Source organism: Pseudomonas sp. S12(2018) (genome assembly GCF_024355235.1).
GTDB classification, from domain to species: domain Bacteria; phylum Pseudomonadota; class Gammaproteobacteria; order Pseudomonadales; family Pseudomonadaceae; genus Aquipseudomonas; species Aquipseudomonas palmensis.
The window spans coordinates 26,004-49,025 of record NZ_QLAD01000014.1 but is presented as its reverse complement, the minus strand read 5'-3'; the positions used below and the strand labels follow the sequence as shown (position 1 = coordinate 49,025).

General features: G+C 64.5%; 26 protein-coding genes. 12 read left to right on the top strand and 14 right to left on the bottom strand.

Going from position 1 to position 23,022, the window contains the following annotated elements; translation table 11 throughout:
* Window positions 1-8: 8 nt before the first annotated feature.
* Window positions 9-293 (top strand): SelT/SelW/SelH family protein, encoded by a 285-nt coding sequence (locus tag DN388_RS24705; protein ID WP_054916592.1) that lies wholly within the window; start codon window positions 9-11, stop codon window positions 291-293.
* 1 nt (window position 294) lies between these two features.
* On the opposite strand, the gene DN388_RS24700 is transcribed toward DN388_RS24705, so the two are convergent.
* Window positions 295-1,179, bottom strand: a complete 885-nt coding sequence (locus DN388_RS24700; RefSeq protein ID WP_043864122.1) for a DMT family transporter — start codon at window positions 1,177-1,179, stop codon at window positions 295-297.
* Between the two features lie 140 nt (window positions 1,180-1,319).
* On the opposite strand from DN388_RS24700, the gene DN388_RS24695 reads away from it, so the two are divergent.
* The gene (locus tag DN388_RS24695; RefSeq protein ID WP_213607197.1) at window positions 1,320-2,138 is read left to right on the top strand and encodes a UDP-2,3-diacylglucosamine diphosphatase; all 819 of its coding nucleotides are present in this window, start codon (window positions 1,320-1,322) and stop codon (window positions 2,136-2,138) included.
* 25 nt (window positions 2,139-2,163) lie between these two features.
* On the opposite strand, the gene DN388_RS24690 is transcribed toward DN388_RS24695, so the two are convergent.
* Window positions 2,164-2,475 (bottom strand): DUF962 domain-containing protein, encoded by a 312-nt coding sequence (locus tag DN388_RS24690; RefSeq protein ID WP_043864120.1) that lies wholly within the window; start codon window positions 2,473-2,475, stop codon window positions 2,164-2,166.
* A gap of 159 nt (window positions 2,476-2,634) precedes the next feature.
* Between DN388_RS24690 and DN388_RS24685 the strand changes: the two genes are divergently transcribed.
* Window positions 2,635-3,720, top strand: coding sequence for an AraC family transcriptional regulator (locus DN388_RS24685; RefSeq protein ID WP_043864119.1), 1,086 nt, complete (start codon window positions 2,635-2,637; stop codon window positions 3,718-3,720).
* Here DN388_RS24685 and DN388_RS24680 read toward each other — a convergent pair.
* Window positions 3,677-5,131 carry a TrkH family potassium uptake protein gene (locus DN388_RS24680; RefSeq protein WP_043864118.1) on the bottom strand — a complete coding sequence of 485 codons (1,455 nt, stop codon included), beginning with the start codon at window positions 5,129-5,131 and terminating at the stop codon, window positions 3,677-3,679. The genes DN388_RS24685 and DN388_RS24680 overlap by 44 nt on opposite strands.
* 100 nt (window positions 5,132-5,231) lie before the next feature.
* Here DN388_RS24680 and DN388_RS24675 point away from each other — a divergent pair, with 100 nt between their 5' ends.
* Window positions 5,232-5,795 carry a nitroreductase family protein gene (locus DN388_RS24675; protein WP_043864117.1) on the top strand — a complete coding sequence of 188 codons (564 nt, stop codon included), beginning with the start codon at window positions 5,232-5,234 and terminating at the stop codon, window positions 5,793-5,795.
* 128 nt (window positions 5,796-5,923) lie between these two features.
* Here DN388_RS24675 and DN388_RS24670 read toward each other — a convergent pair whose 3' ends face one another.
* The 6 genes from DN388_RS24670 to DN388_RS24645 form a co-directional block, all read right to left on the bottom strand.
* Window positions 5,924-7,261, bottom strand: a complete 1,338-nt coding sequence (locus tag DN388_RS24670; RefSeq protein ID WP_043864116.1) for a HAMP domain-containing sensor histidine kinase — start codon at window positions 7,259-7,261, stop codon at window positions 5,924-5,926.
* A gap of 57 nt (window positions 7,262-7,318) precedes the next feature.
* The gene (locus DN388_RS24665) at window positions 7,319-7,735 is read right to left on the bottom strand and encodes a Spy/CpxP family protein refolding chaperone (RefSeq protein ID WP_043864115.1); all 417 of its coding nucleotides are present in this window, start codon (window positions 7,733-7,735) and stop codon (window positions 7,319-7,321) included.
* Window positions 7,736-7,898: 163 nt separating this feature from the next.
* Entirely contained in the window at window positions 7,899-8,576 is a 678-nt protein-coding gene (locus DN388_RS24660; protein ID WP_043864114.1) for a response regulator transcription factor, read from the bottom strand.
* Between the two features lie 7 nt (window positions 8,577-8,583).
* Window positions 8,584-8,985 carry a translation initiation factor 2 gene (locus DN388_RS24655; protein ID WP_043864113.1) on the bottom strand — a complete coding sequence of 134 codons (402 nt, stop codon included), beginning with the start codon at window positions 8,983-8,985 and terminating at the stop codon, window positions 8,584-8,586.
* 202 nt (window positions 8,986-9,187) lie between these two features.
* Window positions 9,188-9,487 (bottom strand): YciI family protein, encoded by a 300-nt coding sequence (locus DN388_RS24650; RefSeq protein ID WP_043864112.1) that lies wholly within the window; start codon window positions 9,485-9,487, stop codon window positions 9,188-9,190.
* 1 nt (window position 9,488) lies between these two features.
* The gene (locus tag DN388_RS24645) at window positions 9,489-10,085 is read right to left on the bottom strand and encodes a septation protein A (protein WP_043864111.1); all 597 of its coding nucleotides are present in this window, start codon (window positions 10,083-10,085) and stop codon (window positions 9,489-9,491) included.
* Window positions 10,086-10,151: 66 nt separating this feature from the next.
* On the opposite strand from DN388_RS24645, the gene DN388_RS24640 reads away from it, so the two are divergent.
* The 7 genes from DN388_RS24640 to arfB all read left to right on the top strand — a co-directional run bounded on the left by DN388_RS24640 (window position 10,152) and on the right by arfB (window position 17,124).
* Window positions 10,152-11,015, top strand: a complete 864-nt coding sequence (locus DN388_RS24640) for a PHP domain-containing protein (protein WP_043864110.1) — start codon at window positions 10,152-10,154, stop codon at window positions 11,013-11,015.
* Between the two features lie 13 nt (window positions 11,016-11,028).
* Window positions 11,029-11,658 (top strand): L-threonylcarbamoyladenylate synthase, encoded by a 630-nt coding sequence (locus DN388_RS24635; protein ID WP_043864297.1) that lies wholly within the window; start codon window positions 11,029-11,031, stop codon window positions 11,656-11,658.
* A gap of 128 nt (window positions 11,659-11,786) precedes the next feature.
* Window positions 11,787-12,485: a ScpA family protein gene (locus tag DN388_RS24630; protein ID WP_162484885.1), complete on the top strand. Its 699-nt coding sequence runs from the start codon at window positions 11,787-11,789 to the stop codon at window positions 12,483-12,485.
* Between the two features lie 18 nt (window positions 12,486-12,503).
* Window positions 12,504-13,268, top strand: coding sequence for an SMC-Scp complex subunit ScpB (gene scpB, locus DN388_RS24625; RefSeq protein WP_043864108.1), 765 nt, complete (start codon window positions 12,504-12,506; stop codon window positions 13,266-13,268).
* Between the two features lie 153 nt (window positions 13,269-13,421).
* Entirely contained in the window at window positions 13,422-14,486 is a 1,065-nt protein-coding gene (gene rluB / locus DN388_RS24620; protein ID WP_054916588.1) for a 23S rRNA pseudouridine(2605) synthase RluB, read from the top strand.
* 702 nt (window positions 14,487-15,188) lie between these two features.
* A complete protein-coding gene (locus DN388_RS24615; RefSeq protein WP_043864106.1) occupies window positions 15,189-16,610 on the top strand; it encodes an amino acid permease in 1,422 nt (473 codons plus the stop codon).
* 100 nt (window positions 16,611-16,710) lie between these two features.
* Window positions 16,711-17,124, top strand: a complete 414-nt coding sequence (gene arfB, locus DN388_RS24610) for an alternative ribosome rescue aminoacyl-tRNA hydrolase ArfB (protein ID WP_043864296.1) — start codon at window positions 16,711-16,713, stop codon at window positions 17,122-17,124.
* Here arfB and DN388_RS24605 read toward each other — a convergent pair.
* The 5 genes from DN388_RS24605 to phhA form a co-directional block, all read right to left on the bottom strand.
* Window positions 17,118-18,317 (bottom strand): MFS transporter, encoded by a 1,200-nt coding sequence (locus DN388_RS24605; protein ID WP_058540765.1) that lies wholly within the window; start codon window positions 18,315-18,317, stop codon window positions 17,118-17,120. The genes arfB and DN388_RS24605 overlap by 7 nt on opposite strands.
* A 137-nt stretch (window positions 18,318-18,454) precedes the next feature.
* Window positions 18,455-18,586 carry a hypothetical protein gene (locus DN388_RS24600; RefSeq protein ID WP_255002693.1) on the bottom strand — a complete coding sequence of 44 codons (132 nt, stop codon included), beginning with the start codon at window positions 18,584-18,586 and terminating at the stop codon, window positions 18,455-18,457.
* 203 nt (window positions 18,587-18,789) lie between these two features.
* On the bottom strand, window positions 18,790-19,983 hold the full coding sequence (locus DN388_RS24595) for an amino acid aminotransferase (RefSeq protein WP_100634671.1): 1,194 nt from the start codon (window positions 19,981-19,983) through the stop codon (window positions 18,790-18,792).
* Window positions 19,983-20,339 (bottom strand): 4a-hydroxytetrahydrobiopterin dehydratase, encoded by a 357-nt coding sequence (locus DN388_RS24590; protein ID WP_036994257.1) that lies wholly within the window; start codon window positions 20,337-20,339, stop codon window positions 19,983-19,985. The genes DN388_RS24595 and DN388_RS24590 overlap by 1 nt, the downstream gene beginning before the upstream one ends.
* Window positions 20,340-20,383: 44 nt before the next feature.
* On the bottom strand, window positions 20,384-21,172 hold the full coding sequence (phhA, locus tag DN388_RS24585) for a phenylalanine 4-monooxygenase (RefSeq protein ID WP_043860279.1): 789 nt from the start codon (window positions 21,170-21,172) through the stop codon (window positions 20,384-20,386).
* A 272-nt stretch (window positions 21,173-21,444) separates the two neighbouring features.
* Here phhA and DN388_RS24580 point away from each other — a divergent pair, with 272 nt between their 5' ends.
* Window positions 21,445-23,004, top strand: a complete 1,560-nt coding sequence (locus DN388_RS24580; protein WP_043860280.1) for a sigma-54-dependent phenylalanine hydroxylase transcriptional regulator PhhR — start codon at window positions 21,445-21,447, stop codon at window positions 23,002-23,004.
* Window positions 23,005-23,022: the final 18 nt, after the last annotated feature.

Below are 23,022 nucleotides of genomic sequence, written 5' to 3'. Positions count from 1 at the left end.
GTTACCCCATGTCCGTATCCAAACCCGAAATTGTCATCACCTATTGCACGCAGTGCCAATGGCTGCTGCGCGCCGCCTGGCTGGCCCAGGAACTGCTGAGCACCTTCAGTGACGACCTGGCCCGGGTGGCCCTGGAACCGGCCACGGGCGGCAACTTTCGCATCACCTGCGATGGCGTGCAGATCTGGGAACGCAAGGCCGATGGCGGTTTCCCCGAGGCCAAGGTGCTCAAGCAGCGGGTCCGCGACCAGATCGACCCGCAGCGCGACCTGGGCCACAACGACCGCGCCTGACTCAGCCGCCGGAGGTGGCGGGTGCGGTGTGTGGTGCACCGGCGGCCAGACGGCTTGAAATCACGATGGCCAGAATGATCAGCACCCCGCCCATCAGCATGCGCAAGGTGGGCTGCTCGGCGAAGATCACCCAGGCCATGGCGATGCCGTAGACCGGCTCCATGGCAAACACCACGGCGGCGGTACGGGCCTTGATCACCGCCAGGCTGGCCACGAACAGGCTGTGTGCCACGCCGGTGCAGAACACCCCCAGCAGCCCCAGCCACAGCCAGTCCAGCGCGCTCACCGAAGGCAGCAGCGGGCCCGCCACCGGCAGCAGACACAGTGCCACCACGGCGTTCTGGCACAGCGCCGCCTGTACCGCCGGAATGTGCCGCGAGCCTGCACGATTGAGCAGTGACAGCAGGGCGAACAGCAACCCCGAGAACAACGCCCACAGCAGCCCGCTGGTGGCCTGGCTGGCGAGGTCGAAATCGGGCGTCACCAACACCAGGCCGATGCTCACCAGCAGTACCAGCAAGGCTTCGTTGCGACGGATGCGCTCACGGAACAACAGCCCTTCCAGAATGACCGTGAACGCCGGGAAGCTGGCAAAGCCCAGGGTCGCGATGGCCACGCCGGCCACCTTGACCGCGACGAAAAAGCTGACCCAATGGCCGGCCAGCAACATCCCGGCCAATGTCAGCCCGCGCCAGTCCCGTGCCTTCAGGGGTTGCCAGTGTTGTCGGGCAACGCCGACGAAGATGGCCAGGGCCAGCACGGCGAAGGCCGCACGGCCGAACACGATGACCGACGGGCCGGCACTGGCCAGCTTGCCGAACACGCCGGTCAGGCCGAACAACAGCGCGCCTGCATGCAGGGCGCCCAGGGCGGTACGAGGGGTCATGGCGGGCGGTTGCCTTGGATCGGGAGCACAGGCCACGCAGTGTACATGCCCCGACGGCCTGTCACAGGACTGCCGCACAACGGTCATGGTCGATTCACTGCCCACAGGCAAGCTCGCACAAACTCTCCCGGAGCCTGCCCATGACCCATGCCGAGCTTGGCAAACCTTCGCGCAAGCAGCGCGTGCGCACGCTGTGGATCTCGGACGTGCACCTTGGCACCCGCGACTGCCAGGCCGAGCATCTGTCGCAGTTTCTCAAGGGCTACCAGGCCGATCGCATCTACCTGGTGGGCGACATCATCGACGGCTGGAAGCTGCGGGGTGGCATGTACTGGCCCCAGGCCCATACCAACGTGATCCGGCGCCTGCTGACCATGAGCAAGCGCGGCACCGAGGTGATCTATGTGACCGGCAACCACGACGAGTTCCTGCGTCGCTACTCCAAGCTGGTGCTGGGCAATATCCAGCTGGTGGACCAGGCCGAGCACCTCACCGTCGACGGCAGGCGGCTACTGGTGATCCATGGCGACCAGTTCGACGTGATAACCCGTTATCACCGCTGGCTGGCCTTCCTGGGTGACTGGGCCTATGAACTGACCCTCACCCTCAACCGCTGGCTCAACCACTGGCGCGCGCGGTATGGCTATGGCTACTGGTCGCTGTCGGCCTACCTCAAGCACAAGGTCAAGACGGCGGTGAGCTTTATCAGCGACTTCGAGGAGGCGATTGCACGCGAATGCGTCAAGCGAGGGTTTCACGGGGTGGTGTGCGGGCACATCCACCACGCAGAAATCCGCAAGGTGGGGGAGGTGGACTACCTCAATTGCGGCGACTGGGTGGAGTCGTGCACTGCCTTGATCGAGCACTGGGACGGCACGATCGAGTTGTACCGCCTGGCGGACGCCCAGGCCCGGGAGGCCCTGCGCCAGGCCCGGACGGTGGGTGAGCCCAGCCTCTAGGCCACGCGCAGGGGGCGGGCGATGCTCAGAACTGCACCTTGCCGCGCAGCATGTCGCGGTACAGGACAAAATCGCCCAGCAGGCTGTAGAAGGGGTAGGTGAAGGTGGCGGGGCGGTTCTTCTCGAAAAAGAAGTGGCCTGCCCAGGCAAAGCCGTAGCCGGCCACCGGGACCGCCAGCAGCAGCCAGCCGTTGGCACTGGCCAGGGCGTAGGCCAGCAGGGCGATCACCAGGCTGGTGCCGACGAAGTGCAGGCGGCGGCAGACAGGATTGCTATGCTCACCCAGATAATACGGATAGAACTCGGCAAAGCTGTTGAAGCGTGGGGGGCTGTTCACTGCGTCGCTCCCGTATCGGTCGAAGGTGGCGAAACATGCACGGCGTGGAGCCTGAACCGAGTCTAGAATTGTGTCGCAGTATCAGTCAGTGACAATAAGCGCCACTTTAGTATCCTTTGCGTTCACCGCAGGAGCGGTCTTACCCAAAAGAAGCCAGCCATGAGCGAAAGAACCACGTCAGCAAGCTGGGCCTCGGGGATCGTCAAGGCACTTGAATTCGAAGGGCTCGATTGCCCTGCGCTGTTCAAGCAGCTCGGCCTGGACTTCGCCGCGCTGGACGACCCCGACGCACGTTTCACCCAGGACTCCATGACCCGCTTGTGGCAACTGGCCGAAGAGTTGTCGGGCAACCGTGCCATCGGCCTGAACATGGCGCGGGTGGTGCGCCCGGCATCGTTTCACGTGGTTGGCTATGCCTTGATGTCCAGCCGCACCCTGGCCGAGGGGTTCGAGCGCCTGGTGCGTTACCAGCGCATTATCGCGGAGAGTTCCGACCTGAGCTTTCGCCTGGGGCCGGAAGGCTACTCGCTGGTGCTGACCGTGCATGGCGATCACCTGCCGCCCACCCGGCACAGTGCCGAGGCCTCGCTGGCCTGCGCCCTGGCGCTGTGCTGCTGGTTGAGCGGGCGCACCATCCAGCTGCGCCGGGTGCTGGTACAAGGCCCGCAGCCTCAGGATATAGAACCCTACAAGCAGGCGTTTCGTGCCCCGCTGGTGTTTGGTGCGCCCCACGATGCGCTGGTGTTCGAGCGCGCCGACATGGAGGCGCCGTTGCCCACGGCCAACGAGGCCATGGCGATTCTGCACGACCGTTTTGCCGGCGAGTACCTGGCGCGTTTTTCCGAAAGCCGGGTGACCCATCGTGCACGTCAGGTGCTGTGCCGCATGCTGCCCCAGGGCGAACCCAAGCGCGAAATGGTCGCTCAGGCCCTGCACCTGTCGCAGCGCACGCTGCAGCGGCGCCTGCAGGAGGAGGGCACCAGCTTTCAGACCCTGCTCGACGATACCCGTCGCGAACTTGCCGAGCAGTACCTTGCGCAGCCGAACATGACATTGCTGGAGGCTGCCTACCTGCTGGGTTTTGCCGACCCGAGCAACTTCTTCCGGGCTTTCCGGCGCTGGTTCGACCTCACCCCCGGGGAATACCGCACACGCATGGAGCTGGCGCGCAGTGCCGGCCCCGAGGCGTCGGCCCAGGGCGTCAGTGCCGCCAGAACGCCGGCATGCACAGAACCAGCACCGTAATGATCTCCAGGCGGCCCAGCAGCATGCCGCCGGCCAGGATCCACTTGGCGGCGTCGGGCAGGGTGGCGAAGTTGCCCGCCGGGCCGATGGTTTCGCCCAGGCCCGGGCCCACGCCGGATACGGTGCTGGCCGCGCCGGTCAGGGCAGTCATCCAGTCCACGCCCAGCAGCGAAAGCAGCAGCGCGATGATGCAGATGGTGATGGCGAAGAAGAACGAGAAGGTCAGGATCGACCGCACGATCTCTTCGTCGAGGCGGTGACCGTTGTATTTCTGCTTGATCACCGCACGCGGGTGAATCAGCTGGTTCAGGCTGGCCTTGAGCAGAATGTAGGCCACCTGGAAGCGGAAGATCTTGATCCCGCCCGCGGTCGAGCCCGAACAGCCGCCGATGAAACCCAGGTAGAAGAACAGCATCAGCGAAAAGTTGCCCCACAGGCTGTAGTCGCCCAGGGCGAAGCCGGTGGTGGTGACCACCGAGGTCACGTTCAGCGCCACGTGGCGCAAGGCATCGAACCACGGCAGGCTGGTGGTGGCCCAGTACCAGGTACCCAGCACCACCCAGGTGGCCACCAGCAGGCCGAGCAGGCCCTGTACCTGCTGGTCCTTGATCAGTGCCTTGCGGTTGCCACGCATCGTGGCCACGTAGAGGGTGAACGGCACACTGCCCAGGATCATCACCACCACCGCCACCCAGTGCACGGCCGGCTGGTCCCACTTGGCCAGCGACTGGTCGGAGGTGGAGAAACCGCCGGTGGAAATCGCCGACATGGCGTGGTTGATGGCATCGAACGGGCTCATGCCGGCCAGCCAGAACCCCAGCCCGCCGATGGTGGTGATGCCCACGTACACCGCCACGATCGACTTGGCGACCATGTGCGAGCGGGGCATGACCTTTTCGGAGCGGTCCGAGGACTCGGTCTGGAACAGGCGCATGCCGCCGATGCGCAGCAGCGGCAGGATCGCCACGGCCATGCCGATGAAGCCGATGCCGCCCAGCCAGTGCAGCAGCGAGCGCCATATCAGGATGCCCGGCGACATGCTGTCCAGGCCACTGAGCACGGTGGCGCCGGTGGCGGTGATGCCCGACATGCTCTCGAAGAAGGCATCGGTGTAGCTGATGTGCTGGGTCAGCAGGAACGGCAGGGCGGCGAAGATGCACACCACCAGCCAGCTGCTCACGGTGAGCAGGTACATGTCGCGCGGGCGCAGGTGCACGTGCTCGGGGCGCCCGGGTATGACCAGGGCCAGGCCGGCAATGAAGGTGATCAGGCTGGCCCACAGAAACGACGGCAGGTCGCCGGTGCGCTCGTAGATGACCAGGGTGGCCATGGGCACGGTCATGCTGATCGCCAGGGTAATCAGGAAGATGCCGATAATGAAACCGATGATCCTTAAGGTCGGCAACGCCATGTGATCTGCTCTGGGTTGAAACGGAGGGGCGCCATTCTACCTATGGGCCTCTTTAAGTAAACGGTAGAATAGCCGCACATTTCTCGACAGGGGGTAGCCGATGGAGGCTCTCGACGCATTGCTCAACCGTGTTTCCGTTCCTCGCCTGGTAGAGCCGGCACCTGATGCTGCGCAGCGCGAGTTGCTGTTTCGGGCGGCCTCGCGTGCGCCGGACCATGGCCAATTGCGGCCCTGGCGGTTCCTGACCATCGAAGGCGCGGCCCGCGAACAATTGGGGGCGCTGCTGGCCGAGGCGGTGCAGGCGCAGGGCGAAGCCACCGAGGCAGCGCTGGAAAAGGCCCATGCCATGCCGCTGCGGGCGCCGTTGCTGATTGTGGTGATCGCGAACGTGCAGGATCACGTCAAGGTGCCCAAGTCCGAGCAGCGGCTGGCGGCCGCGTGTGCGGCGCATGCCATTCTGCTGGCGGCATATGCCCAGGGGATCGGCGCGGTGTGGCGAACCGGCGAGCTGTCCTACAGCCCGCAGGTGGCCAAGGGCCTCGGGTTGGCGGATACCGAAGAGCTGATCGGCTTCCTGTATGTGGGCACGCCGCTTAACCCGCCGCGTACGGCGCCAGTGGTGTCTGTCGAGGCGTTTGTCAGCGCCTGGGAGCAGCCCCGCTAAGCTATACAGGCATCAGATGGCCCTTTCGCTGGCAAAGCCAGCTCCCACAGGTGCGCAACGGCCCCTGAGGGCGGTGACAAGCCTGTGGGGGCCGGCTTGCCAGCGAAGAAGCCACCACCCGTCTTTATTCAGGCGCTAGCCGGCCCCGCCACCGGCAACTCCAGCGTCGCCACGAACCCGCCCTGCGCATGGTTGCCCAGCACCAGGCTGCCACCATGACGTTCCGCCGCCTTGCGCGCGATCGCCAGGCCCAGGCCATGCCCGGCCGTGGTCTGCCCCGGGGCGCGGAAAAACGGCTCGCCCAACTGCGCCAGGTGCTCGTCGGCCACCCCCGGCCCGTGATCGCGCACCGTCAGCACGATACGCTCGCCTTCACGCTGTGCACTCATCTCGATCGGTTGCCCCGGCGGATTGAAGCGCACGGCATTGCGCAGCAGGTTGTCCAGCGCACGTTCGATCAGTGTCGGCCAGCCCTGCAGGCTCAGCCCTGGCGTGTCGTGCAGCTGGATGTCCTGTTCCGGCGCTGCGAGCTGAGCATCCTTGCGCACGCTGGCCAGCAGCGCATTGAGGTCGACTGGTTCTGCGCTGGCGCTTTCGGCATCCACCCGCGCCAACACCAGGATTTCGCTGATCAACGCCTCGAGGCGGTCGCACTCGCGGGTCAGGCGCGGCCAGTAGGCCTGCTGCTGTGCAGGCTCTGCCCGCTCGGCCAGGGCCAGGGCGATCCGCAGGCGTGCCAGGGGGGAGCGCAGTTCATGGGACACGTCACGCAGCAGTTGGCGCTGGCTGGCAATCAGGCTCTGCAGGCGCGCGCCCATGCGGTTGAAGTCATTGGCCAGCACACCGAACTCGTCGCGCCGGTTGGCCAGGCGTGCCAGGCTGTTCTGCTGGTAGGTGGTCTGCCCCAGGTCATGTACCGCGCCACGCAGGCGACTGAGGGGGCGGGTGATCGACAGGGTTACCAGCAGGCTGAACAGGGTCAGTACCACCAGGGCAATGCCCAATGCACTCAGCGGCCACAGCAGGCTGTCGCGGTGCCAGGCGTCGAGTTCGGGGTGAGGGATGCGGTAGATCAGCAGGTAGGTGTCGCCCGTGCCGGGGCTGGTGTACTCCTCGGTGAGGCGTCGCCAGGGCAGCGGCTCGCCGTTGTGCCGGCGCGCCTCGAAGGCTGCTGCGCGGCGCGGGAACGTGCCTGGCACCACCGCCTCGCCGCTTTCGTTGAGCACCTGCACGTCGATGTTGTAGCGCCGCTTGCGCAGCTCCAGATAACGCTGCGCGGCCTCGGGCCCTTGCTGTTCGTAGCGCGCCGACCAGTTCATGGCCAGGGTATTGAGCCCCGGGTGGCGGCTGAGGATCCAGGCGTCCTGATTGAGCATGTGGCCGAGCAGGATCGACAGCCCGGCAACCAGGGTGATGGCCAGCCAGAAACTGGCCAGGATGCGCCAGAACAGTGAACGCAAGGGCATTACCTCAAACGAAAGAAGCCCGACCTGCGGGGGCAGGTCGGGCGGGGTGTGGACAGCTTACTGGGCCTTGCTGGCTTTTTCAGCTTTCCAGGCTTTGAACTCGGCCCACTCGGCCTTGCGCTCTGCCTGCTTCTTCTTCATTTCATCGAACTGCTTCTGCTGCTCTGGCTTGAGCATGCCGCGGATCTGGGTGTCGACCTTGTCGTGGCTTGCCTTGAGTTCGTCCTTGAGTGCCTTCTGGTCGGCTGCCGGCAGCTTGGCCAGGTAGCGCTGGGTGATTTCGTGGCGGCTCTTCATCTGCTCGCCCATCAGTTGACGGATCTGCTGGCGCTGCTCGCGGGTCAGGTCCAGCTGGGCGAAAGGCGCTCCACCGCGTTGGTGCTCGGCGCCGTGACGGGGGCCGCCATCGGGCATGGCCATGGCTACGGTTGGCAGGGCGGCAGCGAACATCAGGGCGATAAGGGTCTTGCGCATGGTGACTCTCCTTGTTGAGGCCGGTCGTTACCGGATGTGCCCAGTCTAGGGAGATCAAGGTCAGCGGCGGTCAGGCAAGGGTAAAGCTTGGGTAAAGACGGTGGGCGAGGGTGTTTACACGGTGGGGCGTTGGCGTGCGCCCCTTCGCCAGCAAGGCTGGCGCCTACAGGCTGTAGTAATAGCCGCGGCTGCGCAGGGCGACGATGCGCGGCCTGCCATCGGGATGCGGGCCGATCTTCTTGCGCAGGTTGCTGACGTGCATGTCCAGGCTACGGTCGTACAGGGTCAGCTTGCGGCCCAGGGCGAGCTGCGCCAGTTCCTGTTTGTCCAGCGGCTCACCCGGCTGGCCCAGCAGGGCTTCGAGAATGCGGCTTTCGGAAAGGGTCAGGGTCAGCTCGCGTTCGTCGATGTCGACCACGCCACGGGCGGGGCTGAAGCGCAGGTCGCCCACTTCCATCTGGGTGGGTGTGGCGGCCGGGTGGCTGCGGCGCAGCACGGCGCGCAGCCTCGCGGTGAGCTCGCGGGGGTCGCAGGGCTTGGCCAGGTAGTCGTCGGCGCCCAGTTCCAGGCCCAGGATACGGTCCAGCGGCTCGCCGCGAGCAGACAGCATCAGCACTGGCAGTTCGGCGTGGTCGCTGCGCAATTGCTTGAGCAGTTCCAGGCCGCTGCCGTCGGGCAGCATCACATCCAGCACCACCGCTGCCGGGGCGTGCTCGGCCAGGGCCTTGCGGGCGCTCTGGCCATCATGGCAGGCACGCACCTGAAAGCCTTCCTGGGTCAGCCAGCTGCTCAGCAGCTCGCACAGTTCCTGGTCATCATCAATCAGTAGCAGCTCGCTCATGTCTCACTCAATTCAACCATTGCCGGCGCCGTCTGTGGCTGCCACTGGCAAAGATACCGCAGAGCACGGCCAACAGGGCAACTCCGGCGCCAATCACGAACCATTGCTGCTGATCGGTGAGCAGCTTGGGCAGCGGGTTGGCCTGGTGTTGCTCGAGCTGCTGCTTCAGGCGCTGGTTCTCCTGGCGCAGGCGGGTCAGCTGGGCACTTTCGCGTTCGTTCTCGGCATTTTTCAGCTGCTGCTTGAGCGCTTCGTGCTGGCGCTCACTTTCCTTGAGGCGTTGCTGCAGCTCGGAGATCTGGCTACCCGCACTCAACGACAAAGGGGTGCTGGCGGAGGCTTCGGCGGCCTTGGCGAGCGGGGTCAGCAGCAACAGGCACAGCAGCATGGACAACGGACCTTGACGCATCGGAACTCCTTGATTCCAATCGGGTGTTGCGTAGGTTGTCGGCAGGTGGACGAGAATGATGAACATTCGAGTGGATTTTAAGGCGTAGCACTACAGGCCCGCTGTAGTGGGCAAAGCCAGGAAGGGGAGCAGCGAGTGTGTGCGAAGGTGCGCAGAAGGTAAGGCGAACCGGCGCGACGAAGGGCTCGTCGCGCCGATCAGGTTACGGCAGGACCTGCTTGAACGGCTTCACCAGCACTTCGGCATATACACCCGCCGCAATGTAAGGATCCGCATCTGCCCAGGCCTTGGCAGCCTCGAGCGAGTCGAACTCGGCGACGATCAGGCTGCCACTGAACCCGGCCGCGCCAGGGTCGTTGCTGTCGATCGCCGGGTGCGGGCCGGCCAGTACGATGCGGCCTTCGGCCTTGAGCTGCTGCAGGCGCTCAAGGTGCGCCGGGCGTGCAGCCAGGCGGGCTTGCAGCGAATCGGCAACGTCTGTGGCGATGATGGCGTAGAGCATGTCAGTCCTCGGTCTTGGGGGTAGTAGGGTCGCTGTCGTGCAGGTGACGGGACAGGTAGACACCCTGGCCCACCAGGAACAGTACGGTCATGCCCAGGCTGCCGAATACCTTGAAGTCCACCCAGATGTCCTGGAAGGTGAAGGCAACGAACAGGTTGGCCGCGCCGCAGAACAGGAAGAACGCGATCCACGCCAGGTTCAGGCGCGTCCACACCGGCTCGGGCAAGGTCAGCGCATGGCCCATGATGCGCTTGATCAATACACGGTCACCAATGAAGTGACTGCCCGCAAAAGCGGTGGCGAACAGCCAGTTCACAGCCGGGGCCTTCCACTTGAGGAAGGTCTCGCTGTGGAAGGCCAGGGTCAGGCCGCCAAATACCAGGCATGCCACCAGGGTCAGCCACTGGCCCTTCTCCAGCTTGCGCTGGCGGATCAGCAATGCGCCATACACCACCAGCGAACTGATGATCAGCACCGCCGTGGCGCTGTAGATGCCGCCCAGCTCGAACGACTGGCCGGCAACGTCGACCGTGCGCGGGTCGAGCTTGTAGACGATGAAAAACAGGAACAACGGGATGAAATCGATGAATTGTTTCACAGTGGCAGCCAGAAGCAGGATGTGACGGCATAATAACAAACATCAATGAGAGCGTATGCGCCACCTATGAATGTTGATCTGCACTGCCACAGCACCGCTTCCGATGGCGCCCTGTCGCCCACGGCGCTGGTCGCTCGCGCCCACGAACACGGCGTGCGGATGCTTTCGCTGACCGACCACGACACCCTCGAAGGCCAGCTCGAAGCCCAGGCTGCCACCCAGGCGCTGGACATGCAGTGGGTCAGCGGGGTCGAGCTGTCCTGCACCTGGGGCGGGGCAACGATTCACATCCTGGGCTACAACTTCCCGCTCGATGCCGAACCGCTGCAGCGCGCCGTCGAGTCGCTGCACCGTGGACGCTGGCTGCGCTCCGAGGAAATCGACCGGCGGCTGGCGCTCAAGGGCATGCCCGGCGCGCTGGACGGCGCCCGTGCCATCCAGCAGGAGCTGGGCGACAGCGGCAATGCGCCGGCCCGTCCGCACTTTGCCGAGTACCTGGTGCGTGCCGGCCACGTCAAGGACCGCGGCGAAGCCTTTCGCAAGTGGCTGGGCGCCGGCAAGCTGGGGGATGTGAAGCTGCACTGGCCAAGCCTGGAAGACACCGTGCAGACCCTGCGCCAGTCCCACGCATGGGTCAGCCTTGCCCACCCGATGCACTACGAATTAACCCGCAGCAAGCGTCGACGCCTGATTGCCGACTATATTCAAGCAGGTGGCCAGGCGCTGGAAGTGGTGAACGGGATGATGCCCGCCGAACAGGTGGGCACGATGTCGATCCTGGCCCGTGAGTTCGGTCTGCTGGCCAGCGCCGGCAGCGATTTCCATGGCCCGGGCGCCTGGTCTGAGATCGGTGTCTACCGGCCGTTGCCGGAGGACCTGCCACCCCTGTGGCGTCGATTCAAACATGAGCAGCCCACTGCACCCGTCTGAACAGGTAGAAAACGTGAGTCAATTTTTCCAGATTCATGCGGAAAACCCGCAACCGCGCCTGATCAAGCAGGCCGTCGAGATCATCCGCAAGGGTGGGGTGGTGGTCTACCCTACCGATTCGTCCTACGCCATGGGTTGCCAGATCGGCGACAAGTCTGCCGTGGAGCGCGTGCGCCGCTTGCGCGGGCTGGACAAGAGCCACAACTTCACGCTGATCTGCTGCGACCTGTCGCAGATGGGCCTGTTCGCCAAGATCGACACCGCCACGTTCCGCCTGCTCAAGGCGCATGTGCCGGGGCCCTATACCTTCATCCTCAATGGCACCCGCGAAGTACCGCGCCTGCTGTTGCACGAGAAGCGCCGCACCATCGGCCTGCGCGTGCCGCAAAACCCCATTCTGCTGGCCTTGCTCGAAGAGCTGGGCGAGCCGTTGATGAGCGTCAGCCTGATCCTGCCAGGCGACGACGAACCCATGACCGACCCGTACGAGATCCGCCAGCGCCTGGAAAAACAGGTCGACCTGATCATCGACGGCGGTTACGGCGACCTCAAGGCCTCCACCATCATCGACCTGACCGGGGAGGAGGCGGTGCTGGTGCGTGAAGGCTGCGGCGACCCGGCGCCCTTCATGGCCGAAGCGTGAACCAGGTCGCTGCGGTCGAGCCGGCCCTGGACCCACAGGCCGGCGCCCAGCAGGAGCTGCCACTGGTGATGGTGTATGGCGAAGCCATGACCGAGATGCCGGTGGACCTGTACATCCCGCCCGATGCGCTGGAAGTGTTCCTCGAAGCCTTCGAGGGCCCGCTCGACCTGCTGCTGTACCTGATTCGCAAGCAGAACGTGGATATTCTCGACATCCCGGTGGCGGAGATCACGCGCCAGTACATGGGCTATGTCGAGCTGATGAAGACCGTACGCCTGGAACTGGCCGCCGAGTACCTGGTGATGGCCGCGATGCTGGCCGAGATCAAGTCGCGCATGCTGCTGCCGCGCTCTGCCGAAGTGGAGCAGGAAGAGGACGATCCGCGTGCCGAACTGATTCGCCGGCTGCAGGAGTACGAACGTTTCAAGGCCGCCGCCGAAGGCATCGACGGCCTGAGCCGGGTTGGCCGCGAGGTGATCGTACCGCGCCTGGAGGCACCCCAGGCCAAGGCGCGCAAGCTGTTGCCCGACGTTGCGCTGGAAGAGGTGCTGATGTCGATGGCCGAGGTGCTGCGCCGCGGTGACATGTTCGAGAGCCATCAGGTCAGCCGCGAGGCGCTGTCGACCCGCGAGCGCATGAGCGATGTGCTCGAGCGCCTCAAGGGCGGCGGCTTCGTGCCCTTCGTCGAGCTGTTCACGGCCGAGGAGGGCAAGCTGGGGGTGGTGGTGACCTTCATGGCCATCCTCGAACTGGTCAAGGAATCTCTCGTCGAACTGGTGCAGAATGAGCCCTTCGCTCCCATCCATGTCCGCGCCCGGGCCGAATAACCGTACACGAGCACCCCAATGAACCTGACCGACCCCCGTGACCTGGCGCCGCTGCTGGAAGCCTTCCTGCTCGCCTCTGGCAAGGCGCAATCGCTGGAGCGCCTGTACGAGCTGTTCGAAGAGGCCGAGCGCCCTGAGCCCGGCGTGTTCAAGAAGGCCCTCGAGGTGCTGCGCAAGTCCTGTGCCGGGCGCGCGTTCGAGCTCAAGGAGGTGGCCTCGGGCTACCGCCTGCAGATCCGCGAGGACTACGCGCCCTGGGTCGGGCGGCTGTGGGAAGAACGGCCGCAGCGCTATTCGCGTGCGTTGCTCGAAACCATTGCGCTGATCGCCTATCGCCAGCCGATTACCCGTGGCGAGATCGAGGATGTGCGGGGCGTGGCGGTGAACACCAATATCATCAAGACCCTGCTCGAGCGCGAGTGGGTGCGCATCGTGGGCTACCGCGAAGTGCCCGGTAAACCGGCGATGTTCGCCACCACCAAGGCCTTTCTCGACCACTTCAACCTGAAGAACCTCGACGAGCTGCCCTCGCTGGCCGAGTTGCGCGAGATGGAGCCCGAGCCATTGCTGGAAGTGGATGATGCACCGGTGCCGGCCCACCTGCAGGCCCTGGCCGACGAGAGCGCCGAGCCCGAAGCCCCGGTCGAGGAGACCAGCTTTCACAGCCTGTTGCTGGAGCTGGACTCGATGGAGCAGGGGCTCAAGACCGACTTCGACGACCTGCTCGAGCAAGCCGATGAACCCGATGAGGGCCAGGCAGCGCCCGGTTCGCCGCAGGGCTGAGCGGCCTTCGAGCGGAAAACAGCGTCCTGGGGTGCAATATCGGCTAGTCTGTGGTGCGTTTGTCGTCGGTTCGGCGTATGATTCGCGACCTTTTTTGGCGCTTGTTTGGCCAATTCAATGATTTTCAGCAGCACTACACCGGGAGGTGCCCAGATGAGTGAACAGGATCTGCACGATAGCCCGCCGCGTCCAGCCGGCGAAAAACTGCAAAAGGTACTCGCGCGCATTGGCGTGGGTTCGCGCCGCGACGTCGAGGCCTGGATCAGCCAGGGTCGCATCAAGGTCAATGGCGTGGACGCCACCCTTGGCCAGCGCGTCGACATGCACGACGCGATTTCGGTCGACGGCCGCCTGATCAAGCGTGAAGAAGCCGCCGAGACCGTGCGCCGCGTCATCATGTACAACAAGCCCGACGGCGAGATCTGCACCCGTGACGACCCGGAAGGTCGTCCGACCGTGTTCGATCGCCTGCCGCGCCCGAAAGAGGGCCGCTGGATCAACGTCGGTCGCCTGGACATCAACACCACCGGCCTGCTGATGTTCACCACCGATGGTGAGCTGGCCAACCGCCTGATGCACCCGTCGTCCGAAATGGACCGTGAATACGCAGTGCGTGTACGCGGCGAAGTGGACGAAGACATGATCGCGCGCCTGAAGGCGGGCGTGGTGCTCGAAGACGGTCCGGCGCGTTTCACCGACATCCAGGAAGCCCCGGGCGGTGAAGGTTTCAACCACTGGTACCACTGCGTGGTGATGGAAGGCCGCAACCGTGAGGTGCGTCGCCTGTGGGAATCCCAGGGCCTGGTGGTCAGCCGCCTGAAGCGTGTGCGCTTTGGCCCGGTGTTCCTCAACAGCGACCTGCCGATGGGCCGCTGGCGCGAAATGAGCCAGGGCGAAGTGGACATCCTGGCTGCCGAAGTGGGGCTCAAGCCGGTGGCGATGCCAGCGATGAAGGCCAAGGTCAAGGACAAGCTCGAGCGCATGCAGCGCAAGTCGTCCAAGCCGGTGGGCCGTGGCGAGCGCGTGCGCACCCTGCGCCCGGCCAAGGAAGGTGGCGCGACCACCGAGCGCGCAGCGCGCCAGCCGCGTGACGACTCGCCACGCAAGGGCCGCAGCACCGTGGCCGAGCGTCCGAGCGACATGAACAAGCGCAAGCCGGCCGGCTCCGCACCCAAGCGGCCGGGCAGCAGCCGTGGCAAGCCGCCGCGGGCTGAGTAAGCGCTCACACAAGCCAACCTTCGGGTTGGCTTTTTTGTGCCTGTGGTGTTTTCACGTGCCCTTCGCCGGCAAGGCCGGCTCCTACAGGCATTGCACTCGCAGTGTAGGAGTCGCGTTGCCGGCGGAGGGCCGGCGCAGACACTCCAAGGCAACCAGTGGAAACTTTTTGAACCACGTCGTAAATAATTCGTTACGACTTGTGGCGTACTGATTGGGCAAGCCAGCCCGTCCTTCAGGCTGTAAACAAACCTTGCCGAAAACGTCGGCGACGCTCACCTTCCGTCCACGTCAACCTCTTGCCCAACCCCCGCAACCACGGTGTGATAGCCGCCATTGCCAAGTGCAAAAGCCCCGCCGCAGAGCTGGGCAAGCCATAACAAGAAATGGAGGCGCCATGCACGCCGTACACTCCCCCAGGCTTCAGAACCCCCGCCGGACCGCTGCGTCTTGTCATCCGACAGTCACGCAACGTGTTGACCCCTGCGCCAAAGCAAGGGTATACAATGCGCCGCGTTTTAACTGTGACCCAACTGCGTACCGCGCAACCTTGCTGACTCCGGGCTGATTCGCCTCGGGCTGACGCCCGTACCGAAGGCTCTGGTCCAAGACTCCTCAAGGTATACCACCTTGTTAATTCCGCTGCGCCACGAGCGCGGTGGGTCCGATTCCGTCACAGATAAAAACAAACAGGTGACTCCGTTCATGAGTGGACAAAACTCGCATTCAGGTGAGCTCAAGCGTGGCCTGAAAAACCGCCACATCCAGCTGATCGCCCTCGGTGGCGCCATCGGCACCGGCCTGTTCCTGGGGTCGGCCGGGGTGATGCAATCGGCCGGCCCGTCGATGATCCTGGGCTATGCGATCTGCGGCTTCATTGCCTTCCTGATCATGCGCCAGCTGGGCGAGATGATCGTCGAAGAGCCGGTGGCCGGCTCCTTCGCCCACTTCGCCCACAAGTACTGGGGCGGTTTCGCCGGCTTCCTGTCGGGCTGGAACTGCTGGGTGCTGTACATCCTGGTGGGGATGTCGGAGCTGACCGCGGTCGGCAAGTATGTCCACTACTGGTGGCCGGAGATTCCCACCTGGGCCTCGGCAGCCGCATTCTTCATCCTCATCAACGCGATCAACCTGGCCAACGTGAAGGTGTTCGGCGAGGCGGAGTTCTGGTTCGCGATCATCAAGGTGCTGGCCATCGTCGGCATGATCGGCCTGGGCAGCTACCTGCTGGTCAGTGGCAGCGGCGGCCCTGAAGCCTCGGTCACCAACCTGTGGGCCCACGGCGGTTTCTTCCCGCACGGCGTCGGCGGCCTGGTGATGGCCATGGCGATCATCATGTTCTCCTTCGGCGGCCTGGAAATGCTCGGATTCACCGCAGCCGAGGCCGACAAGCCGAAGACCGTGATCCCCAAGGCGATCAACCAGGTCATCTACCGCATCCTGATCTTCTACATCGGTGCCCTGGTGGTACTGCTGTCGCTGACCCCGTGGGACAGCCTGGTCAGCAGCCTGACCAGCTCGGGCGATGCCTACAGCGCCAGCCCGTTCGTGCAGGTGTTCTCGCTGCTGGGCAGCAACACCGCAGCGCATATCCTCAACTTCGTGGTGCTGACCGCGGCGCTGTCGGTGTACAACAGCGGCACCTACTGCAACGCGCGCATGCTCTACGGCATGGCCGAGCAGGGTGATGCGCCGGCCAGCCTGGCCAAGATCGACAAGCGTGGCGTGCCGGTACGCTCGATTCTGGCGTCGGCAGCCGTTACCGTGGTGGCGGTGCTGCTCAACTACCTGATGCCGCACAGCGCCCTGGAGCTGCTGATGTCGCTGGTGGTGGCGACCCTGGTGATCAACTGGGCGATGATCAGCTACTCGCACCTCAAGTTCCGCCAGCACATGGACCGTACCGGTCAGAAGTCGCTGTTCCGCGCGCTGATCTACCCCTACGGCAACTACCTCTGCCTGGCGTTCGTGGTGTTCATCCTGGGCATCATGCTGCTGATGCCGGGCATCCGTGTATCGGTGTACGCGATTCCGGTATGGCTGGTGGTGATGTGGGGCTTCTACTGGCTCAAGAGCAAGCGCAGCGCCAACGGCGCCCCTGCAGTGCCGAGCGCCGCCCTCAAGTAAGCGCAGGATGCTGCAACGAAAGCCCGGCCTTGTGCCGGGCTTTTTGGTTTTGTGCACCAGGGCGGGTATCCTGAAGGCCAATTCGCGCAAAGCCAGGCCCATGCTGATCATTTCCAACGCCGTGCACATTCCCGATGACGAGATCGAATTGAACGCCATTCGCGCCCAGGGCGCCGGTGGGCAGAACGTCAACAAGGTCTCCAGCGCCGTGCACCTGCGCTTTGACATCAATGCCTCGTCACTGCCGCCGTTTCACAAGGAGCGGTTGCTGGGCCTGCGTGACAGCCGGATCACCAGCGACGGGGTGATCGTGCTCAAGGCCCAGCAATACCGTACCCAGGAGCAGAACCGGGCCGACGCCCTGGAGCGCTTGCGCGAACTGATTCTGGCGGCGGTGAAGGTCGAGAAGGCGCGGCGGCCTACGCGCCCGACCCTGGGCTCCAAGACCCGTCGCCTGGAGTCAAAGAGCAAGCGCGGGGCGATCAAGGCCGGGCGCGGCAAGATCGACTACTGAAGCGTGTGGCGTACCGGGTTCAGTCGTGCCTGGCGGTACAGGTAAAGGCTGAGCAGCAGGCCGCACAAGGCGGCGATTGCCGCAAACAGAAAGATCGAGGCAAAGCCGAAACCTGCCGCCACGGCCCCCGCCAGTGGTCCAGTGATACCCAGCGACAGGTCGATGAACAGTGAGTAGGCCCCCACCGCGGCACCGCGGTTGGCTGCCGGCACCAGATTGACCGCCTCTACCCCCAGCGCCGGGAATACCAGCGAAAAGCCGAAGCCGCTCAGTGCCGCACCGGCCAGTGCCAGTTCGGCGCTGGGGGCCAGCCACAGTAGCAACAGGCCGATCGTCTCCACGCTCAGGCAGGCAATGGCGACACGGTAGCCGCCCAGACGGTTGATCAGGTTGCCGAACAGCAGGCGTGCGCTGATGAAGCTGGCGCCGAACAGGCTCAGGCACAAGGCGGCGTTGTGCCAGGACTGGCTGGCGTAGTACAGGGTAATGAAGGTGGCGATGGTGCCAAAGCCGATCGAGCCCAGCGCTAGCCCCGAGCCATGCCCGAACACCCGCCCCAGCACATGCAGAAACGGCATGCGCACGCCACTGACGATCGGCGCCGCCTGCTTGGGCCAGGCCAGCGCCAGGCCTGCCGCGCACAGCAGCAGGATGCTCACGCCCATGCTCCACAGCCCCAGCTGCTGTACCAGCACCACCCCCAGCGGTGCGCCGATGGCCAGCGCGCCGTAGCTGGCGATGCCGTTCCAGGAGATCACCTTGGCGGTGTGCTGCGCGCCCACCCGCCCGATGCCCCAGCCGATGGCGCCCGAACCCACCAGGCTTTCGGCGCTGCCCAGCACCAGGCGCCCCACCAGCAGGCTGGTCAGGCTCATCCAGGGCGTGGCCTGCAGCCAGGCGGCCAGCAACATGAACACGCCGCTCAGGCCGCAGCCGGCCAGGCCGTACATCACCGCACGCTTGCAGCCCTGATTGTCGATGAGGCGGCTGGCATAGGGGCGGCTGAGCAGGGTGGCGAGGTATTGCACGCTGATCACCAGGCCGGCGACCACGGCGCCGAACCCCAGGGTGTCGTGCACGAAGCCGGGCAGCACGGCCAGGGGAATGCCGATGTTGAGGTAGCCGATGAAGGTGAACAGCACGATGGAGACGACTTGCAGGGTGACCGCCAGGGGGCGCGGTGTGACAGGCATGGAAGGTCCGGGAGGTGACGGGCTGGAGTGCCTATCATAGACCTGTGGAGCGCGGGGAGGGTTCTTGGCGGTGTGAAAACCCGTTGCCGGGGTCGTCCCCTGTCGTAGTGGTTTTCACACGCCGGGTAGTGCGCGGTTTATTCCTGTTCGGCGCTCGGGGTTTCGTCGCCATCGGAATCTGCCACGTGGGCAGGTTCGGCGCTGAGAGGAGCAGCAGGCTGCTCGGCTTGGTTCAGGCTTGGGAAGGGAAGATTCGGGATTTCATGCATCTCGTCGTTCCTCGCAAGTTTATAAGGTGGAAAGGCTGCGCAAGGCGCGCTTGGCTTCGATAAAGCCTGGGCAGGATACAGGAGTCTGGATGACAGTATGAATTTTCCTGCTGATTGGTGGCCTTCAGCGGCTTCGCCGGCACGGCCAGCGCCTACACGGATCGACGTCGTCCCTGTAGGAGCCGGCCTTGCCGACGAAGGGTTCAGCGACAGACGTCCGCGATGGCCGCCGCCAGCACCTGCAGCCTGGCCGCATCCGCCCCGGCGATGTTCGCCCGACCGGTACCGACCATGTACACACTGTGCTTCTCGCGCAGTTGCGTCACTTGCTGCGGTGAGAGGCCGGTGTAGGAGAACATTCCGCGTTGCGCGGCGATATGCGCGAACCGCTCGCTCAGCCCATGGGGCTGCAGCGCCTCGACCAGGCCGACCCGCAGCATGGCGATGCGCTGGCGCATGGCGTCGACTTCGTCGGCCCACAGGCGCTTGAGCGCCGGATCGCCAAGAATCGTCGCCACCACCGCCGCGCCATGGTCTGGCGGCGTCGACCACAGGTTGCGTGCAATCGATGCCAGCTGACTGCGCACATCCTGCAGCTTTTCGGCGCTGTCGGCGCATACCAGCAGCGCACCGGTGCGCTCGCGGTACAGGCCGAAGTTCTTCGAGCACGAACTGGTCACCAGCAGCTCCGGCAGGGCCTGGGCAAACAGCCTCACGGCCCAGGCATCCTGCTCCAGCCCGTCGCCGAAGCCCTGGTAGGCGAAGTCGATCAGCGGCAGCAGTTCGCGGCGCTTGACCACTTCCAGCACCGCCTGCCAGTCCTGCTGCGACAGGTCGAAGCCGGTGGGGTTGTGGCAGCAGGCGTGCAGCAGCACCACGTCGCCCGTGGGCACCGATTCCAGTGCCGCGAGCATGCCGGTCACGTTCAGGCGGTTGTCTGCGCCCACATAGGGGTAGTGGCTGACCTTCAGGCCGGCACTGGCGAACAGCGTTTCGTGGATCGGCCAGGTCGGGTCGCTCAGCCAGATGCCACGCCCTGGCAGGCACTGGCGGATGAACTCCGCCGCCAGTCGCAGTGCGCCGGTGCCGCCCGGGGTTTGCGTGGCGCCTGCGCGCCGGGCTGCGAGCAGTGGCGCGTCGTCACCGAGTACCAGTTGCGCGATCAGTTGTCCGAAGGCTGCATCCCCGTGACCGCCTACGTAACTCTTGCTGGTCTGGCCGTCGAGCAGGCGCTGTTCGGCCAGCTTGACCGCCCTGGGCACCGGGGTAAGGCCCTGGGCGTCCTTGAACACGCCAACCCCCAGGTCGAACCTGTCGGGGTTGGTGTCCCTGGCGTACGCCTCCATCAGCCCCAGAATCGGGTCGCCCGGCACGCGCGCGATGGCGCCGAAGTGCATTACTTGCGACCTTCTGCGGTGCTGGCGACCTCATCGGTGCGCGCGGCCATGATGAAGTCGTTGCGGTGCAGGCCCTTGATCGAGTGGCTCCACCAGGTCACGGTGACCTTGCCCCACTCGGTCAGCAGGCCAGGGTGATGGCCTTCGGCTTCGGAGATTTCGCCCACTGCGTTGGTGAACGCCAGGGCATGTTTGAAATTCTTGAACAGGAACACTTTTTCCAGCTGCATGATGCCGTCGCGCACTTCGATGTTCCAATCCGGGATCTGCTTGATCAGTACCGGCAGTTCTTCGTCGCTGACCTGTGGGGCGTCGGCACGGCAGGCTTCGCAATGGGCTTGGTTCAAGGCGTTCATAGGTGATTCTTCCGCAAGTGGTTGTTATAGGTGTACAGGGTGGCTCAAGCGGCCACCTTGGGGGGGAATTTGGGGGCGTGCAGGCCCAGCTGCATGGCGCGTTGAACCATGCCCATGATGTCTTCGTGGGCCAGGTCGAACAAGCGCTTGAGCTGCGGCAGGGCGAAGTACACCGGCTGCAGGATATCGATGCGATACGGCGTGCGCATGGCCTCGAGCGGATCGAAGGCCTGGTGTTCCGGTTCGTCGGACAGGCTGTAGACGGTCTCCTTGGGCGAGGAGAGGATGCCGCCGCCGTAGATCCTGCGGCCCTGCGGGGTGTCCACCAGGCCGAACTCGATGGTCATCCAGTACAGGCGGGCCAGGTAGACGCGCTGTTCCTTGGTCGCGGCCAGGCCGAGTTTGCCGTATGTGTGGGTGAATTCGGCAAACCAGGGGTTGGTCAGCAGCGGGCAGTGGCCGAAGATCTCGTGAAAGATGTCGGGCTCTTGCAGATAGTCGAGTTCTTCTTCGGTGCGAATGAAGGTGGCCACCGGAAAGCGCTTGCTGGCCAGCAGTTCGAAGAAGGTCTGGAAGGGGATCAGGGCCGGCACGCGGGCAACTTGCCAGCCGGTGGTGGCGCCCAGTACCTGGTTGATCTCGCTCAGTTGCGGAATGCGGTCATGAGGCAGGTTCAGTTGTTCGATGCCGTCCAGGTACTCCTGGCACGCGCGCCCCTCGATCACCTTCAGCTGGCGGGTGATCAGGGTATTCCACACCGCATGTTCCTGCGGCGGGTAATCGATAAAACCCTGCGCATCGGGCTCGCGGGCCACGTAGTGCGTCTGTTTCATGCTGCTCTCCTGATGAGGGCCTTTATTGTTATAGGGTGGCTTTCGCCATGCCCTAGGAATACCCCCTCACCCTGGTGTTTGCATCCCGTTGCCTTGTGCCCGGCGGGCGGTTCAACCGTATTTTTGTAACGCAGATTTTACGGTGGTGCCGAAGTGCCGAGAAAACGCAGGTGCTGGTAGCTGTGAATCCGCATTTTTGTAACGTATTCTTTACGAGAATTCATGCCGTTGTGCAGATAGTTGGCCTCGTCTTCTTGTTTGTAGGACCTTTCATGCGTATCAAAGTGCACTGCCAGAACCGCATCGGTATCTTGCGCGACATGCTCAACCTGCTGGTCGAGTACGGGATCAACGTGGCCCGCGGCGAGGTGGGGGGCGAGCATGGCAATGCCATCTACCTGCACTGCCCGAACCTGATCAACCTGCAGTTCCAGGCGCTGCGCCCCAAGTTCGAAGCCATTACCGGCGTGTTCGGGGTCAAACGGGTGGGCCTGATGCCCAGCGAGCGCCGGCACATGGAGCTCAATGCCTTGCTGGGTGCGCTGGATTTTCCCGTGCTGTCGATCGACATGGGGGGCTCGATCGTCGCGGCCAACCGTTCGGCGGCGCAGTTGCTCGGGGTACGGGTGGACGAAGTGCCGGGCATTGCATTGTCGCGGTATGCCGAGGATTTCGACCTGCCGGAGTTGGTGCGGGCCAACAAGTCACGCATCAACGGCTTGCGGGTGAAGATCAAAGGCGATGTGTTCCTGGCCGATATCGCACCGCTGCAGTCCGAGCACGATGACAGCGAGGCGCTGGCAGGGGCCGTGCTGACCCTGCACCGGGCTGACCGCATCGGCGAACGCATCTACAACGTGCGCAAGCAGGAGCTGCGTGGCTTCGACAGCATTTTCCAGAGTTCCAGGGTGATGGCGGCGGTGGTGCGCGAGGCACGTCGCATGGCGCCGCTGGATGCGCCACTGCTGATCGAGGGCGAGACCGGTACCGGCAAGGAGTTGCTGGCCCGTGCCTGCCACCTGGCCAGTCCGCGTGGGCAGGCGCCGCTGATGGCGCTCAACTGTGCCGGGCTGCCCGAGTCGATGGCCGAGACCGAGCTGTTCGGCTACGGGCCGGGGGCGTTCGAAGGCGCCCGCGCCGAGGGCAAGCTTGGCCTGCTGGAACTGACCGCGGGCGGCACGCTGTTTCTCGACGGCGTGGGTGAGATGAGCCCGCGCCTGCAGGTGAAGCTGTTGCGCTTTCTGCAGGACGGTTGCTTTCGCCGGGTGGGCAGTGACGAGGAGGTGTACCTGGATGTGCGGGTGATCTGCGCGACCCAGGTGGACTTGTCGGAGTTGTGCGCCCGCGGCGAGTTTCGCCAGGACCTGTATCACCGCCTCAACGTGCTGTCGCTGCACATTCCACCGCTGCGCGAATGCCTGGACGGCCTGGCGCCGCTGGTGGAGCATTTTCTCGACCAGGCCAGCCGTCAGATTGGCTGCCCGTTGCCGAGCCTGGCTCCGGCGGCGATGGAGCGCCTGAGCCAATACCATTGGCCGGGCAACGTGCGGCAACTGGAGAACGTACTGTTCCAGGCGGTTTCATTGTGCGACGGCGGGGTGGTCAAGGCCGAGCATATTCGCCTGCCCGATTATGGCGCGCGCCAACCTTTGGGCGAGTTTTCCCTGGAAGGTGACTTGTCGCAAATAGTCGGTCGTTTCGAAAAAGCCGTACTTGAAAGTTTGCAGGGTGAATTCCCCAGTAGCAGAGCACTGGGTAAACGCCTGGGCGTTTCGCATACCACCATTGCCAACAAGTTGCGTGATTACGCAATCGGCAAAGTTGTGGAGTGACTTGAAAGGCGGGGAAGT